General features: G+C 61.6%; 12 protein-coding genes. 5 read left to right on the top strand and 7 right to left on the bottom strand.

All coding sequences use genetic code 11. The features are described from left to right. Positions 1-2: 2 nt before the first annotated feature. Together ACFQDI_RS15055 and ACFQDI_RS15050 are read right to left on the bottom strand one after the other, a co-directional pair. Positions 3-3,017 (bottom strand): PSD1 and planctomycete cytochrome C domain-containing protein, encoded by a 3,015-nt coding sequence (locus ACFQDI_RS15055; RefSeq protein ID WP_377168175.1) that lies wholly within the window; start codon positions 3,015-3,017, stop codon positions 3-5. An 82-nt stretch (positions 3,018-3,099) separates the two neighbouring features. Further along, positions 3,100-4,284: a serine/threonine protein kinase gene (locus ACFQDI_RS15050; protein WP_377168173.1), complete on the bottom strand. Its 1,185-nt coding sequence runs from the start codon at positions 4,282-4,284 to the stop codon at positions 3,100-3,102. 105 nt (positions 4,285-4,389) lie between these two features. On the opposite strand from ACFQDI_RS15050, the gene proC reads away from it, so the two are divergent. Then, positions 4,390-5,193, top strand: a complete 804-nt coding sequence (proC, locus tag ACFQDI_RS15045; protein WP_377168171.1) for a pyrroline-5-carboxylate reductase — start codon at positions 4,390-4,392, stop codon at positions 5,191-5,193. A 148-nt stretch (positions 5,194-5,341) separates the two neighbouring features. Here proC and ACFQDI_RS15040 read toward each other — a convergent pair whose 3' ends face one another. Then, positions 5,342-5,683 carry a hypothetical protein gene (locus ACFQDI_RS15040; protein ID WP_377168169.1) on the bottom strand — a complete coding sequence of 114 codons (342 nt, stop codon included), beginning with the start codon at positions 5,681-5,683 and terminating at the stop codon, positions 5,342-5,344. Between the two features lie 192 nt (positions 5,684-5,875). Then, positions 5,876-7,666, bottom strand: a complete 1,791-nt coding sequence (locus ACFQDI_RS15035; RefSeq protein ID WP_377168167.1) for an NADPH-dependent assimilatory sulfite reductase hemoprotein subunit — start codon at positions 7,664-7,666, stop codon at positions 5,876-5,878. A 139-nt stretch (positions 7,667-7,805) separates the two neighbouring features. Here ACFQDI_RS15035 and ACFQDI_RS15030 point away from each other — a divergent pair, with 139 nt between their 5' ends. From ACFQDI_RS15030 to ACFQDI_RS15020, 3 genes are all read left to right on the top strand, one after another. Continuing rightward, positions 7,806-8,666, top strand: coding sequence for a hypothetical protein (locus ACFQDI_RS15030; RefSeq protein ID WP_377168165.1), 861 nt, complete (start codon positions 7,806-7,808; stop codon positions 8,664-8,666). Positions 8,667-8,732: 66 nt separating this feature from the next. Then, positions 8,733-9,293, top strand: coding sequence for a c-type cytochrome domain-containing protein (locus ACFQDI_RS15025; RefSeq protein ID WP_377168163.1), 561 nt, complete (start codon positions 8,733-8,735; stop codon positions 9,291-9,293). A 2-nt stretch (positions 9,294-9,295) separates the two neighbouring features. Then, positions 9,296-10,648 (top strand): prenyltransferase/squalene oxidase repeat-containing protein, encoded by a 1,353-nt coding sequence (locus ACFQDI_RS15020; RefSeq protein WP_377168161.1) that lies wholly within the window; start codon positions 9,296-9,298, stop codon positions 10,646-10,648. A gap of 14 nt (positions 10,649-10,662) precedes the next feature. Here ACFQDI_RS15020 and ACFQDI_RS15015 read toward each other — a convergent pair whose 3' ends face one another. Next, a complete protein-coding gene (locus ACFQDI_RS15015; protein ID WP_377168159.1) occupies positions 10,663-11,760 on the bottom strand; it encodes a DNA alkylation repair protein in 1,098 nt (365 codons plus the stop codon). A 70-nt stretch (positions 11,761-11,830) separates the two neighbouring features. Here ACFQDI_RS15015 and ACFQDI_RS15010 point away from each other — a divergent pair, with 70 nt between their 5' ends. Next, complete coding sequence (locus ACFQDI_RS15010) at positions 11,831-12,988, top strand: pyridoxal phosphate-dependent aminotransferase (RefSeq protein ID WP_377168157.1); 1,158 nt, start codon at positions 11,831-11,833, stop codon at positions 12,986-12,988. A gap of 130 nt (positions 12,989-13,118) precedes the next feature. Here the strand turns inward: ACFQDI_RS15010 and ACFQDI_RS15005 are convergent, their stop codons facing one another. Together ACFQDI_RS15005 and ACFQDI_RS15000 are read right to left on the bottom strand one after the other, a co-directional pair. Then, entirely contained in the window at positions 13,119-13,814 is a 696-nt protein-coding gene (locus ACFQDI_RS15005) for a M14 family metallopeptidase (RefSeq protein WP_377168155.1), read from the bottom strand. 149 nt (positions 13,815-13,963) lie between these two features. Further along, complete coding sequence (locus ACFQDI_RS15000) at positions 13,964-15,412, bottom strand: alginate export family protein (RefSeq protein ID WP_377168153.1); 1,449 nt, start codon at positions 15,410-15,412, stop codon at positions 13,964-13,966. Positions 15,413-15,531: the final 119 nt, after the last annotated feature.

Raw genomic sequence — 15,531 nt, 5'->3', positions numbered from 1 at the left:
GATCACTCCTTCGTGATTGTCTCATCCAGATTCAGCAGCACGCGGGCAACGAGGGTGTGGGAGTCGATTTCGCCGGACTTGGGCTGGTGGCGCTGGAGCATGCCGAGCAGGACGGTCGTTTCCTTCGCACTCGGCGGGCGGCCGGTGCAGAGGCGGAAGCCGTAGGCGATGCGGGCAGCATCATCCGCGCCGCCTTCTTTCCACATGCGTGCGCCGAGAGCTTTTGCGGCCTCCATGCTCATGGTTTCATTCAAGGTCATGAGGGCCTGGAGTGGCGTGTTGCTCTTGGAACGGCGGATGCAGGAGCTCTCGCCATTCGGCACGTCAAAGGTGCTCAGGAAAGGATACGGCGTGCTGCGGCGGCGGAAGACATAGAGGCTGCGCCGGAACTGGCTCGCGTCCTCATCCACCTTCCAGGGGAAGGGCGCGTAACTGGCGGGTTTTTCGAAGAGGTATGCCGGGGCGGGTGGCATTACAGGGCGTCCGCCCACGGCGGGATTGAGAAGGCCGCTGGCGGCGAGCTGGATGTCGCGCACCACCTCGCCCTCCACACGGAAGCGCGGGCCGCGGGCGAGCAGGCGGTTGTAGGGATCGCGCTCCAGAAGCTGCGGTGTGACCTTGCTGCTCTGCTGATAGGTCGCACTGCTGGTGATGAGGCGCAGCAGGTGCTTGGTGCTCCAGCCGTGCTCCATGAAATCGACCGCCAGCCAGTCGAGCAGGGCGGGGTGGCTGGGTGGCGAGCCCTGGGTGCCCAGGTCCTCCGCAGTTTCGATCAAACCGGTGCCAAAGACCGCCTGCCATACGCGGTTCACATAGGCGCGGGCGGCGGTGGGAGATTTCCTGTCCACCAGCCATCTGGCAAAGGTGAGGCGCGAGCCATCGGCGTTCTTGGGCAGCGGATTCAGCACCGCAGGCACCCCGGCGGTCACACGATTGTCGGGCTTGAGGAAATCGCCGCGCTTGAGCACGGAGGTCATGCGCGGCTCAGAGCGGCTGTCCAGCACGAGCGTGGTGGTGCCTTCGGGATGCTGCTTCCAGAGGGACTCGATTTCGTCATTCACCGGCTGCCATTCGGCCACGGTGGTGCGGAAGACAGAGAACTCGGGCTTGCCGCCATAGAGCGGATTGGCCGCAGCCTTGGGTGCGTCGGTCACACTGATGCGGTAGCGGCCGAGGTTCATCGTCTGCAGGTCATCGCTGTTCCAGCCGCCGTGCTTCATGCTCAGCGTGACAACGAGCTCGCTGTCGGGCTTCAGCTCCACGGGCTTCTCCAGCACAAAGACCGCGTTGCGCGGCACATTGCGCCGTCCCGGACCGGCGTTGATGCCCCAGGCGGTGTCCGCCTTGCCATCGATCGCGTAGGCGATGGGGCCGGTGACGCGCTTGTCCTTCTCGCTTTCCTTGTCGCGCGCAAAGGGTGCGAGAGGCGTGTTTTCAGGCTCGCCAAAATCCGCCGTGGCCTGACTGAATTTCAGCTTGGTCGGTTTGCCGTCGATCTTCATTTCCGCGCTGAACTCCGTCAGCGCCGCCGTGCCCTTCTGCGAGCGGCCGGGGCCATAGGCAGGGAGGTTGGGGTCGTTCATGAGTTCCAGACGGAAGGCGGTGATGGTGGTGAGAGGAGGGCGGACACTCTTGTCCGCGCTCCTGTCAGGCATCGGGGCGTCATGAAAGCCCTTCACCGCAAACTTCACGTCGCTCTTTGTCGGGGCGTAGCCTTGGGCGAGGATGCTGCCGTCGGGCTGGCGCAGAGCCTTTTCACCGCCGGAGGGGTCGTCTTCAAAGGCCAGGGTGTGCCATTGAGGCTGCGCGGATTTCACAGAAGCCACCCACTGGTTCATGCGCTGCTGCCAGTCCGGGTGGTCGTGCTTCAGCTTGGCTTCCAGCTCGCCGATGCGTGTGAGCAGCTGCGTGCGCTGCATCTGCTCGCCGCTGGTGTACACCACGCGCCAGGGCTCGTTGTCATTGTTCAGGAAGGCGAACATGCGGTAGTACTCCTCCTGCGAGATGGGGTCGTACTTATGGTTGTGGCACTGCGTGCAGCCGATGGTGAGGCCGAGGACGCTTTTGCCGATGGTGTCCATGCGGTCAAACATGGCCTCCATGCGGAACTGCTCCGGGTCCACACCACCCTCCTCGTTGATCATCGTGTTGCGGAGGAAGCCAGTGGCCACGATCTGGTCCTGTGTGGCCTTTGGCAGTTCGTCGCCTGCGAGCTGCTGGATGATGAACTGGTCGTAGGGCAGGTCGCGGTTGTAGGCGTTCACCACCCAGTCGCGGTAAAACCAGATGAAGCGCATCGGGTCTTTTTCATAGCCGTTGCTGTCCGCATAGTGGGCTGCATCCAGCCAGTGGCGCGCCCAGCGCTCGCCATAGTGCGGCGAGTTCAGCAGAGTGGAGACCGCACGCTGGATGCTGCCAGTGGCGTCTTTCTGACAAGCCGTGGCAAAGGCATCGATCTCCTGCGGCGTGGGTGGCAGGCCGGTCAGGTCCAGGTGCAGGCGGCGCAGCAGCGTGGCGGGTTCTGCAGATTGGGAAGGGGAGAGGCCTTCCTTCTGCAGCCGCTCGCGGATGAAGGCATCGATGGGGTGCTTGGCGTTCGTCGGTACCTTCGGCTTCACCGGGGGCTTGAAGGCCCAGTGATCTGTCTTCTGCTCCAGCTTCACGCTCGCGCTGTCCGGCCACACCGCTCCGGCATCGATCCACTCCTTGAGCTTGGCGATTTCCGCCGTGCTCAGCGGGTCGCCCTTGCGCGGCATGCGCATCTTTGGGTTCGTGCCCAGCACGGCGTGCATCAGGCGGCTGTCGTCCGCTTTGCCCGGCAGGATGGCCACGCCAAAGTCGCCGCCCTTGAGCGCGCTGGGCTTGTGGTCCAGCCGGAAGGCCGCCTCCTGCTTGTGTCCGCCGTGGCACTGGTAGCAGTGCTCTGCAAAGATGGGCTGGATGTCCTGGACGAAATCCACCGCCGCCTGTGCGGGTGCGGCGAGCAGCAGAAAGAGGAGGGCGGGTTGGCTTTTCACGACTCGGAGGAATACTCCAACCCAGCATGCGAAATCAGCGCCTGATGCATGGAGAATGCTGTCGCGCGGTAGCCTGTGCCGCCTAGTGGAGACTGGTGCGGGGTTTGGCAGGCAGCTGAGCCCGAATGACTGTATGCTGGTGGCTGCCCGTCCCAGCATGCCGGGCGGCGGCAACGGTGGCAGATTTTCCGCTGTTCATGACGGTGGAAGCTTGCAAACCGGGGAGGAACTTCTGAAGTACAGTCCAGGCAAAAACCCCGATGACGGTGAGTGCGGCGATCTTTAGCAGCACGGTGGCCATGACACGGGTGCGGGAGGCCTTTTTGGGCACGGCTGCCAGTGGTAGTGGGCGGCCCACAGGCGATGACGACGCCTTGGTCAGCACGGGCCGGGGCTTTGGCGCAGTGGACCCGAGCCGTGTGGTCTTGGCGCCTGCGGCCATCACCGGGGGCTGCTTTGTCTGGTAGGCGGAGCCGGCCGGCATGCTCTGCATCAGCACTGTCAGAGCTTGTGAAACGGATTTTGGGCGCTGCTGCGGCACCAGATTGAGCAGCCAAGCCAGCCAGTCGCGCAGGGGCTGGTCCAGGTCGGGCCGCAGATGGGCCAGCACCTCGCTGGCGTCAAAGGCCAGCCAGTCCTCCATGACCTCATTCACCGTGGTTCCCAGAGTCGGAGTGGTGTTTGTGGCGATGCAGAACAGGCTGCCTGCCGCAGTGAAAAGATCGCTCCGCATCGTGGGCTGGCCGCCGCTGTGCAGCTCAGGTGCGCGAAACCACAGCGTCTCAGGCGGCTGGGTTTTGCGGGCCATGGAGAGTCCCCAGTCCTGCACCTGTAGAAACAAGCCGCCGTCGGGGTGGTCGGCGATGATGAGATTGCTCGGCTTTAGATCGCCATGGGGCAGGCCCATTTTTTCGCCCACCAGCAGGGCGTGCATGAGCTGTGCCGCCAGTGTGCGCAGATCCTTAGGGGAGGGCCTGCGCTCTTCGTCAAAGGAGCGGCCGTTCAAGCCCGGCATGAAATCAGACACCAGGGCGAGCTCATCCTCTGCGGGCAGCAGCATATGGAGACCCGCGATGTGCGGATGTCGCAGCTGCATCAGAGAAGGGGCCATTTCCAGGAGGAGCTCGCGATTCAGCGGATGTGCGGCTTCGTGGTCCTGGAGCAGGGCTTTGATCAAAACCTTGCGTCCCGTTTCCGTCTCGACCCCCCGGTAAACTTTGGCAGAAGGGCCTGCGGCGAGGATTTTTTCTGGGTGAAATTGGTCCACGTGCGATTTAGTGGTTGTTTTTAATATCATCGCAAAAAACAGGGGGAAAATGCAAGACAAGATTGGCGCACTTGCGCGCCAGCGCATCCGCCCCACAGTTATGCCATGATGAAACTCGGACTGATTGGCTGTGGAAAAATGGGTGGTGCACTGCTGCGCGGCGTGGAGCAGGCGCTGGGAAAAAGCGGCCTGCATGTGGCGCTGAGCGATGTGATGCCCGAGGCCGTGAGCGCCCTGCGTAAATGCCTCACCTGCAAGACCATCACCGGCACACCGGCTGAGGTCGCGGCCGCTTCGGACGTCATCATCCTCGCTGTGAAGCCGGGTGACATGCAGGGTCTGTGCGAAAGCCTCGCCCAGGTCAAAGGCTCTCGGCTCTACCTCAGCATCGCCGCCGGGGTATCGCTGTCGCATCTGGAGGCCTGGCTCGGCGAAAAGCAGCGCGTGATTCGCAGCATGCCCAATACCCCGGCGCTCGTCGGTATCGGGGCCGCAGCCTATGCGCGCGGAAGCAAGGCCACGGCAAAGGACGCGGCGCTGGCGGAGAAGATTCTGGGAGCCGTGGGCACGGCGGACGAAGTGGCGGAAAAGCTGCTCGATGCCGTCACCGGCCTCTCCGGCAGCGGCCCGGCATACGTTTACACCGTCATCGAGGCCCTGGCCGATGGCGGCGTCCTCATGGGCCTGCCACGCGCAGCGGCCCTGCGCCTTGCGGCCCAGACCGTTGCAGGTGCGGCGGAGATGGTGCTCACCACTGGCAAACATCCCGCAGCTCTGCGGGATGAAGTCACCAGCCCAGGTGGTACGACCATTGCCGGGCTGGAAAAGCTGGAGCAGCACGGGCTGCGCCATGCGATGATCCAGGCCGTGCGCGCGGCTACAGAGAAGAGCAAAGCGCTCGGGGCGTGAAGAAGGTGTGATGGGCACGAGCAGTCTCATGCCGGTCTTCAGCCTTTACCCAGCCCGCAGTATCGACACGGCAGAATGACTCATATGCCGTTCGAATGGCCGGAGTGCTGGGGCCGACAGGCAGGAGGGTCTGTCGTTCTCAGCTAAATCAAAACGCCGGCTTGAAGTAGCCCAGGTAACCCAGGCCAGCGCCTACGATCACGGCGATCAGCACCACCAGCGGCGCGGCGAGCACGCGGCGCTTTGCCAGCACGGGCAGGAAGCCGAGGACGAGCCAGAGGGCGATCTTGATCCAGACCCACTTGGGCATGGCACCCATGATGCCCAGCTTGGCCAGCATGCCAAAGCCTGAGACCAAGCTGATGACGAGGCCGATGCCATGCCACATCATGGCCTTCTTGGCTCCTTCACTGGAGAGCAGACCGCCGATGCCGACGAAAACGAGGATCAGGCCGATGAGATGCAGGTAGTGGTAGAACGGGAGAGACATGCCGCAGTCTGTGCCCCAAAGAACCGCCCCGCACAAGTACGGGCATGCTCAAAGTAGCCTTGCTGCTGTGTGGAACGCGAGAGGGGTATGCAAATAGCAGCAGGTGGCACCGCTTTTGCATCCTGCTTTCCCGACACAAAAAAGGCGGTCCGCTCATCGCGGACCGCCTCGGAAACGACGCTTTTTAGAGGATCAGCCCTCTTCGGAAGCCTTGGCGCCGGCCAGTTTGGCAGCACGCTCGGCCAGTTCGATGTGGAACTGCTCGGGTGTCGGGGCCTCGCCTTTGGTGCGGGTGCGGGCGAACCAGTCGGCGAAGATTTCGCCTTCTTTCCGCTCGGCCTTGAAGGCTTCGAGGAAGGCGCGGACCTTGCCGGGGACTTCTTCGCCGAGGACGGTCTTGAATTCCAGGCCTGCAAGGCGGTCACCGCGGATGCTGCCGCCGACGAACATGGCGTACTTGTTGGGCGAGCGGCCCACAAAGCCGAAATCGGCGTTGTAGGGACGACCGCAGCCGTTGGGGCAGCCAGTCATGCGGAAGAGGATCGGCTCGTTTTCCAGACCAAGCTCGCGCAGCGCTTCGTCGATCTTGTCCATGAAGCCGGGCAGGACGCGCTCGGATTCGCTCAGGGCCAGGCCGCAGGTGGGCAGGGCCACGCAGGCGTGAGCCACTTTGCGAGCACGGGTCATGCCGTCGGCGTGGACGACGCCGTGCTTGGCCAGGATGGCGTCCACAGCAGCTTTCTGATCTGGGGAAACCTCAGCGATGATGAGGTTCGTGTTCGGCGTGACGATGTAGGGCAGGTCCAGCGTGCGGGCCAGCTCGGCAAAGGCGCTGCGGTATTGAGGGCCGTTTTCACGGTCCACGATGCGGCCCATGCTCACGTGCACTGCACAGTAGAGCTTGCCGTCTCCTTGTTCGTGCCAGCCCAGCTTGTCTTCCACGGTGTCAAAGCTCAGCTCCTTGGGCGGGAAGGTCTCGATGCCGGGCAGGCGGCGGACCACTTCAGCGCGGAATCCGTCCAGGCCCATGGTCTGCACGGTGTACTTCAGGCGGGCGTTCTTACGCTCGGTGCGGTTGCCGTGGTCGCGCTGGGTGGTCACGATGGCCTCGATGGCATCAACGACGTTGGCACGCTTGGCGTAGAGCAGCGGCTGGCCGAGGAATGGGCGGGTGGTGAGCTGGCCGTGGCTCATGCCAAAGCCGCCGCCCACCGTGATGGTGTAGCCTTCCACTTCTCCATTCACCACATGAGGCACAAGGCCCACGTCCTGGGAGAAGATGTCCGCGTCATTGCAGGGCTGGATGGCCACGCCGATCTTGAATTTGCGGGGCAGATAGACCTTGCCGTAGATGGGGTCGTCGCCTTCAGGGGCCTTGGTCTGCTCGCGCACGGCGGGATTGACCGCAGGGTCTTTCATCCAGTCGGGTTCGAGCTTTTCGCCGTCCAGCCAGATGTCGGCATAGGCGTTGGAGCGCCACAGGAAACGCTGGCTGATCTCTTCCGTAAGTTTCTGAGTATCAGCATGAACGGCGTCCTTGATGGGGGCGGCGGGGCCCATGGTGTTGCGCACCACGTCGCCGCAGGCACCCATGGTGCTGAGGCCGCTGTGGCAGACGTTGTGGATGACCTCCTTCAGGCCGCCTTTGAGCACGCCGTGCAGCTGGATGCCCTGACGGTTGGTCAGGCGCATATTGCCCATGGCTTTGGTGCACAGGTCATCGTGGATGAGCCACTGCTTGGCGGTGATACGTCCGCCGGGCATCTTGCTGCGGATCATGAAGCTCCAGGCCTTTTCCAGCTTGGCCTTGGTGCGCTCGGCACGGACATCGCGGTCGTCCTGCTGGTAGGAGCCGTGGTGTTTGAGCAGGATGTTGGAGTCCTCCGGAATGTTCGGGGTGCTGGTGTCAGCGAACTGCTCGGCCAGCTGGCCGCGGAGGCCGGCTGAGGCGAGTTTGAGGTCTTCAACGGAGGCTTTGCTCATAATGGATGGGTTTGGGGGGCTTACAGTGTCGGCTAGGATGCCCTGAATGCAAGTGCCGGGGTCTGGGGAGGGGGGATTCTGAAAATCATGGACGGGATACGTGACAAACGGCTCTAAGAGGGATTACACTGTCACCGGAATGAGCAGCCCCTACTTTTGGAAGCTTCAAACAGCGGCACTTTTGCTGCCGCTCATGGGGAGCTGCGTCAAAAAAACCGACTACGATGCGCTGCAGCTAGAAAACCAGGCCCTGCAGACGCGGGTGGATGAGGCCAGCCACCAGCTGCTGCAGTCCCAGACGGACGTGATTTTGCTGCAGGGACAGCTGCAAAAACTCACCGCCCTGGAGTCTGAGCTCAAGCAGACTGAGAATGAGCTGCAAAAGTCTCAGAATGAACTCAAGGCGCTGAAAGCGCAGTTCGACCGGTTTCGCACGCAGCGCCGCAGTGCGATGGTAGGCAAAAAGTTTCCAACGCTGAGTCTGGAGGACGGCCGAGTGCTGCGCGAGGCGGAGATCACGGCAGTCACGGCAGAGGATCTTTCGATCAGGTACGCCGACGGGCTGGTGAAAGTCGCCTTGGCGAAAACCACACCGGATCTGCGCTGGGAGGCCTGCTACGACCCGCTGGAGGCACTGGAGAAGGCACGGGAAAACACGTTAGCCAAAGCCTCGGTGGTGCGTGAGCAGGCCGGATTGCCCCAGACTGCCGCTCCGGCTCCGGCTGCGCCCATGCCAGCCCGCAACGTCGTGGAGGTGTTGCGGGCGCAGCTTGCCTCACAAAGGCAGGTCTTGAATGCCGAGTACCAGGAGCTCACCACTAAGAATGCAGCCGCTCTGCGTGGGGCGGCTTGGAACTTTGGCCAGCCTGAGGCCAGCCCGCTGCTCAACACGCTTTCCGGCAGCCGCGCTGTGCTAGGCATCAGCCGTCTCCAATCTCAGCGGGATGCCATTCTGGCGACGCTCAGGCAACTGCGTGAACTCGACCCGGCTGCGCGCTGATCGAGCAAAATCCGTAAAATAAGCTAGGCAACCCGCCCGTTTGATCGTTCCATGTCGCATTCAATCATGAAATCCAGCCTTCTTTTCGTTCTTGTCCTCACCGCAACAGCTGCCTCTGCGGTCGATTTCAAATCGCAGGTCGCCCCGATCTTTCGCAACAAGTGCTACGCCTGCCACAGCGTCACGAAGAAGGTCAAAGGAAAGCTGGCCCTGGATGACGACAAGCTGCCAGAGCAGATCGGTGCCGGGAAAAACATCATTCCCGGCCAGGGGGCGCAAAGCACCATGTACGTGAACTGCACGCTGCCAAATGATGATGGCGACGTGATGCCTCCCGAAGGCAAGAACCGGCTGACAGACGCTGAACTGGCGACTCTCAAGGCATGGATCGATGAAGGAGCCAGCCTCACTGGCGGAGGCGCTGCACCTGCGGCCGCCATGCCTGCAGCTGGGGGAGTCCTGAAGTGGACCAACACCGAAGGCAAAACCATCGAGGCCGAATTCATGGGATTGGAAGGGGACAGCGTGCTGCTCAAAATTCCCTCCACCGGGGTCACGCACATCCTGGCGCTGAGCAAGCTCTCCGCTGAAAGCCAGGCACAGGCGAAAACTGCCGTGAAAAAATAACCATGAGGAGCGTGTGGGGCATTGCCACGTTGAGCGTTATTCTGCTGGGCAGTGCGGCGGCGGAAATGCGTGTCTGGACGAACACCAGCGGGCAGCTGATCGAAGCCGAACTCACAGGTGTGAATGCCGCGAAACGTGCCGTCAATGTGCGTTTGAAAAACGGGGCTGAGTTTGAGATCGCCATCGACAACCTCAGCCCGCCGGACAAGGCCTATGCCAGGGAGCACTGGATGGCCATGCAGAATGCACCGGCGAGCGCCGCCGACGGTGGGATCACAGAAGCCTCTCTCAAAACCCTCCCCGAATCATTCCGCCCCCGTTTCGCTCCCTCGACCCGTCTGGAGGCCATCCGCCGGGGTGGTGGCACTCCTGAAATCGAGGCCGCAGTGGCAGCTTCCCTGGATCTGTTTAAAACCAGCCAGAACGCCGATGGCTCCTGGGGCCGCTCCAACAAAGGGGCGATGACCGGCTTTGTGCTCCAGTGCTTCCTCGGCCATGGTGAGACACCGGATTCTCCCGAGTATGGAGACTCTGTGGTGAAGGGGCTGATGTACCTGATCGAGCTCGCTGGCAAAAACCCTCCGGGCATTTTTTCCGAAAAGTGGGCCGGTCGAGATGGAGGGGGACTAGGCGGAGCCGGAACCTATGAGCATGCCATCGCCACCCTGGCGGTCGGTGAGGCTTATGTCATGGCAAGGCTGGGCACCAAAAGCCTTCCAGGTATGCGTGAGTGTTTTGAAACGGCCATCAAGACCATCATCAGCCAGCAGACGAGCAAGGGGGCCTGGACTTATGGCGGCGACACGATTGTCTATAATCCAGGGGCCGGTTCCGATCTGTCCTTGGCCAACTGGCATTTTCAGGCGCTCAATGTCGCCAAGGCTACCGGCTTGAAATTCGAGGGGCTCGACCCCTGCATCAAGAAGGCGCTTTCGTACATAGAATCCGTTCAAACCAAGGACGGCGGCTTCGGCAGCGCCCTCCGCGAAGCACACTACAACCAATGGAGCCTCAGCGGTGGCGCCACGGCAGGCCATCTCATGCTGACTGGGAAAAGCACGCCTGCGGCTAAAAAGGGCGTCAAATTCATCTCCGGCTTCCTCCAGGCCGAGCCGCCAGACTGGGAGAAAAACTGCAACCTCTACTGCTGGCATGGCTACAGCAATGCCCTCTTCCTCAACGGCGGCACCGAGTGGACGACCTTCGCCACCCGGGTCATGCCGCAAATCCTCGCCGCCCAGCAGCCGGACGGCTCCTTCAAGCATGGCCGTCCCGACTGGCCTGCCGGGGATGCCGCAGATGCCACCTATCGTCAGGCCCTCTGCACCTTGATTCTCGAAACTTTTTACCGCTGAGCCCTTGGCACGGCTCAGGCCAGGACAAACACCGTCTCGGCCACCCGCTGCCCGTTCACCTGCAGCTCCACACGGTGCCTGCCTGCGTAGTGTTTGCGCGTGGTGAAATCACGCACCACCTGCGATTTGACGAGCTCGATTTCAGCATGCGCCGGCAGGTCGATCTCAGTCCACTTAAACACCTTCTCAGCACTCCCTCCGCTCGCTTTGACATAATGCACCACGTAGTCGATCGCGAGGCGCTGCGCACGGCCAGAGGCGGAAGTCAGCGCAGCCGTCAGCTTAAGCCGCTGCCCCAGTTCCAGGCGTGATGGAGAAGCTTCCAGCTTCGCCGTGACCTCCGCCTTCTTGCCAAAGCCAAACAGCTTCAGCGCCCCCGGATGCCCGCGCTTGATCAGCGTGCGGCACGCATGCTTGGCGATCCACCGCAGGTGCTCCTGTCGCAGATCCCAGCTTTCGAGGCGCTGCAAAACAGAGTCATGATGATCCTTCGTGATGTCGTTGAGATGATTCGCCACCGACCGTCGCACAAACAGGGAGTCATCATCCTTCAGCGCCTCCAAAATCTTCGCCGTCGGCTCGGGGTCGCGCACCAGCGCCTGCAGTCGCATGCCCCAGGGCAGTCGCGGCCGCGATCCCTCGCTGGCCAGACGGCGCACCTTCTCATCCGGGTCGGCAGTCCACGCGTGCATCATTTGCAAGGCACGTTTTTGATCCGCCAGAATGAACGGCCGCACCGCAAACTCCGCCGAGCCAAACACCGTGAAAAACTTCAGCGCTTCCATCGAAAAATCGAAATCAGCCAGGCCGTAGGTCGCCACGAAATCGCCCAGGAAAATGGTCACAAACTCATGCCCGATGCGTGGCGCCAGCTTTTGCAGCACCCTCACCTTCTGCTGATACGTTCCCGGCAGCGCCACCTCCACGGCCACTGCGCACTGATGCACCCGCTGCATCAGGCTGCGCTCCTCCAGCCCATCGAGCACCGTGTTCATGAAATCATCGCTGCGAAACTTCGGCGCGATGCTGGCGAGTTCCTTGGCAATCGAGCGATAGCGTGCGGCATCAAACCATTCTTTGAGCTGTGGCGGAGGGGAAGGTTCAGGAGGCATGATCAGCGGCGGCGCATGTGGGGCAGATTGGTTGGTTGCACGGTGGCGGCTTCTCGCCCAAATCGCAAGGATGCCTGCAACTTCCCGCCGCCTCCACGCCTTCACCGAATCCGTCATTCGCGCCATGACGCGTCTTTCGAATCAGCACGGCGCGATCAACCTTTCCCAGGGCTTTCCCGACTTCAATCCGCCGGAGGAAATCCTCGCGGCACTGGAGCGTGCTACGCGCGGTCCTTTCCATCAATACGCGGTGACATGGGGCGCGCCGCGCTTCCGCCAGGCGCTCGCCAGAAAGATCACTCATTTCTCCGGCACCGCGGTTGATCCAGATCAAAACCTCGTCGTCACCTGCGGCAGCACGGAGGCCATGATGTGCGCCATGATGACCTGCTGCGAGCCGGGAGACAAAGTCATCGTCTTCTCCCCCTTCTACGAAAACTACGCCGCAGACGCCATCCTCTCCGGGGCCGAGCCCATCTACGTCCCCCTCCGCCCGCCGCAGTTCGGCTTTGATCCCGATGAACTCGCACGTGCCTTTGCCCAGGGGGCGAAGGCCATCATCGTCTGCAATCCATCCAACCCGACAGGCAAGGTCTTCACCCGCGCCGAACTGCAGCTGATCCTCGATCTCGCCGAAAAGCACGATGCCTTCGTCATCACCGACGAGCCCTACGAGCACATCGTCTATGCACCGCACGAGCACGTGTACATGCACTCGCTTCCCGGTGCGGCAGAGCGCGTCATCGTCTGCAATTCACTCTCCAAAACCTACTCCATCACCGGCTGGCGCCTCGGCTACGTGCAGGCAGCCCCGCACATCATCGCGCAGGCGCGCAAGGTGCACGACTTCCTCACCGTCGGTGCCGCTGCCCCGCTTCAAGAGGCCGCCGTCGCCGGACTCGAACTCCCCGACAGCTACTACCACGGCCTGCGCGATCTCTACACCGAGAAGCGAGACATCTTCCTCAATCACCTCCGCGCCACCGGCCTGCCCTTCACCGAGCCCCACGGCGCTTACTACGTCCTCATGGACATCTCATCCCTCGGCTTCCCCACCGACACCGAAGCCGCCGAATGGTTCGTCAAAGAAGTCGGCGTCGCCGGCGTCCCCGGCTCCAGCTTCTTCCGCGAACCCGAACACCGCTTCATCCGCTTTCATTACGCCAAGCAGCTCGAGACGCTCAACGTGGCAGGGGAGAAGTTGCTGCGAGTGAAACGGGGGCGGTGAAGCAAGGCCAGCGGTCTCCGAATGCGAGTGAAAGGCATGCGCGGCAGTTGACGGATGTCTTCACATCAAGATCGGAGAAAATGCCCCCGAATGTTCCAACCAGCCATCCAAGTGCTGCGGTGCAGGATGGTTAAAGATTGGCGGCATAAGCCTGCAGTTCTCGGTACTCGGCCAAAATCCGCTTCACCGCCGCCACCGTCGCTTTCACCTGCGCATCCATCGGCGCCAGCGCCGGTGTCTCAAACACGATCTCCAGTGCGTGCGGGCGCTGCTCGGGCGGAGCGCTGAGAATGCCCAGGTAGCCTTCCTTGATGATGCCGCGCAAGGCTGGGAAACCATCGATGATATGCTGTTCGTTGCGCGGCAAAAACTCACTCGCGGCCTGCAGCGCAGGTTCCAGGAGATGCTCGCTGAGGAGAGCTCCGCTGACGAAGCCGTAGCAGCCGTCAGACGTGTCATCCGAATGCAGCGAGATGATGCCGTCGTAGCGTTCACGTCGCAGTTCGGCTTCCAGGAAAACAACTTCGGGTTCGATGGAGCCGCACCAGAATTCCCGGTTCAGATCCAGCCCGCTGTGGCTGTGCCGGGTGCCCAGATGGCATCCCGTGGGGTTGCACACGGGGAAGAAATGCAGTTCGTAGTCATGCAGTTCCTCCGGCTTTCCGGCCGCCCAGGCGATGAGCTCCTCGGTGGCCAGCGTACCGGCCTCTTCATCGCCATGGATGCCGGCGAAGATGCCGATTTTCATGCCATGCCCCGACCTCAGGGGCGTGCTGACAAACTTCGGCAGGAAGCTGTCTTGTTCTGGCTGGTCCGTCTCAGTCATCACTCTTGAAGCTGTCTTGGGCTGGGCCGTGGAAGGTGCCAGCCCACAAACAGCCAATGGGGCGAAAGTGCCACTGTTTCAAGCGCTGACTTTTTGTGCCTGGGAAACTACCTCATGCCCACTGACGGGAAGCTGAGCCGTTGTCGCCGTCAAAAGAAACGTCGGGTGAGCTCAAAGTAGGCGAAGTTGGTGTGGTCACGGTGGAGCTGCTTTTGCACGTAACCGCCCGACTGGAAATAGGAGTAGCCGATGATGATGTCCGTTTTTGCATCCCAGGTGTAGCGTGCGCGGATGTCGTATTCATTGCCCAGGAATCTGCCGCTTGCTCCGGTTTTGTCCTGGACCTGGATCACGTTGCCCACGGAGAATACATCGGTGGCGCTGGCCAGCCAGTAGGCGCTGTAGTTCAGATCAAGGCGCAGCTTCTGATGGGGCTTGAGTTCGATGCGGGCCGTGGGTGTGCTCACATTTTGAAAGGTGATGTAGTCATTTGCAGACCAGGCGCGGCCAAAGCCGAAGAAACGCTGGAAGCGGTTGTCTTTGTTGTCACTGGGGTTGTGGTCGCCGCTGGCGTAGCCGTAGAAAAGGCTGAGCCGGGGTTTCCAAGGCTGAGAGGCCAGGGTATAGCCCACCTCAAAGGTGCTAGCATAGGCGTCCACTTTCCGCGTGCCGTTTCTGCCGGTCTGGTAGATGAAACTGAAATCATAGTCCAGGCCTGTGCCCGCCACGATGCCATAAACGCGCAGGCCCGGTGAGTGAACCACGTACTCCAGTGTTCCTGGGTAGGCAGACTGGTTCAATGCGAGATAGAAGGGCTCAAAAGTGATGACATCCGACCAGCCGCGCAGATGCCCGATGGCCCCATACACCCACTGCTGGACCACAGGAGTGTCCCAGGAGTATTTCTGGCGGGTCAGAGGCTGGATGGCCAGCAGATCGAGCTGCCAGTCATTGCTTTCCTGGCCGAGGCTGGCATGAAAACCCTTGAAGGTGTTGGCGGTGTTGCGCCACTGGTTGTTGGCCAGCAAACGACGGTCAAGAAAGTCGAAATTATGAATGCCGAAACGCACGCTGAGAGGGCGGTTGTTTCCCAGGGCATCGTGTCCAAACAGGCTTTTGAAATAGAGCTCTCCGTACAGGCGGATGACGGCGAATTCGTTGACATCCCGGGTGTCTCTCACGAACTGGCTGTTCTCTCGTCTTGAGTCCTGCATCTCGAAAGCGAAGCGGAACGGATCGAGAATTTCTTTGATGCCGATGTAGGCACGTGTGCGGTGCAGCAGCGGCTGGTCCAGCGAGTCCATCGGACGCCGGAGATCGCCTTCGCGGTATTCATAGCGGAAGCGGTAATCGATGCCGACATCGAGCCACTTGGCGTTCAGGAGCGAATCGATGCCAATCTCGTTGGCGCTGCGCACATACTTGGGCGGGTCGGGATCACGGGTGGTGCCGAAGCTCAGCGGGTTTTGGTAATAAGAGCTGCGGGGCTCTTTTTTGGGGGCGATTTCTGCCTTGCACGTGATGCCTACCGCCAAAAGCAGGACTGTGTAGAAGAAGATGGAGGGTGGCGGGCCGGGGCGTGTGCTGGCTGTTTTCATGGCTTCTGAGGGGAGCGGCAGGCAAAGGGTTCGGGGCTGTGAGGCGGGGTTTCCTGCTCTGGGAGGTATTTTTTCTGTGATGTGAATCTGCGAGCCCTTCCTCAGAGGGGCAAAGTGTG

The sequence above is a fragment of the Prosthecobacter fluviatilis genome, from assembly GCF_042655725.1.
Taxonomy (GTDB): Bacteria; Verrucomicrobiota; Verrucomicrobiia; order Verrucomicrobiales; family Verrucomicrobiaceae; genus Prosthecobacter; species Prosthecobacter fluviatilis.
This window is presented reverse-complemented; position numbering and strand designations above follow the sequence as displayed.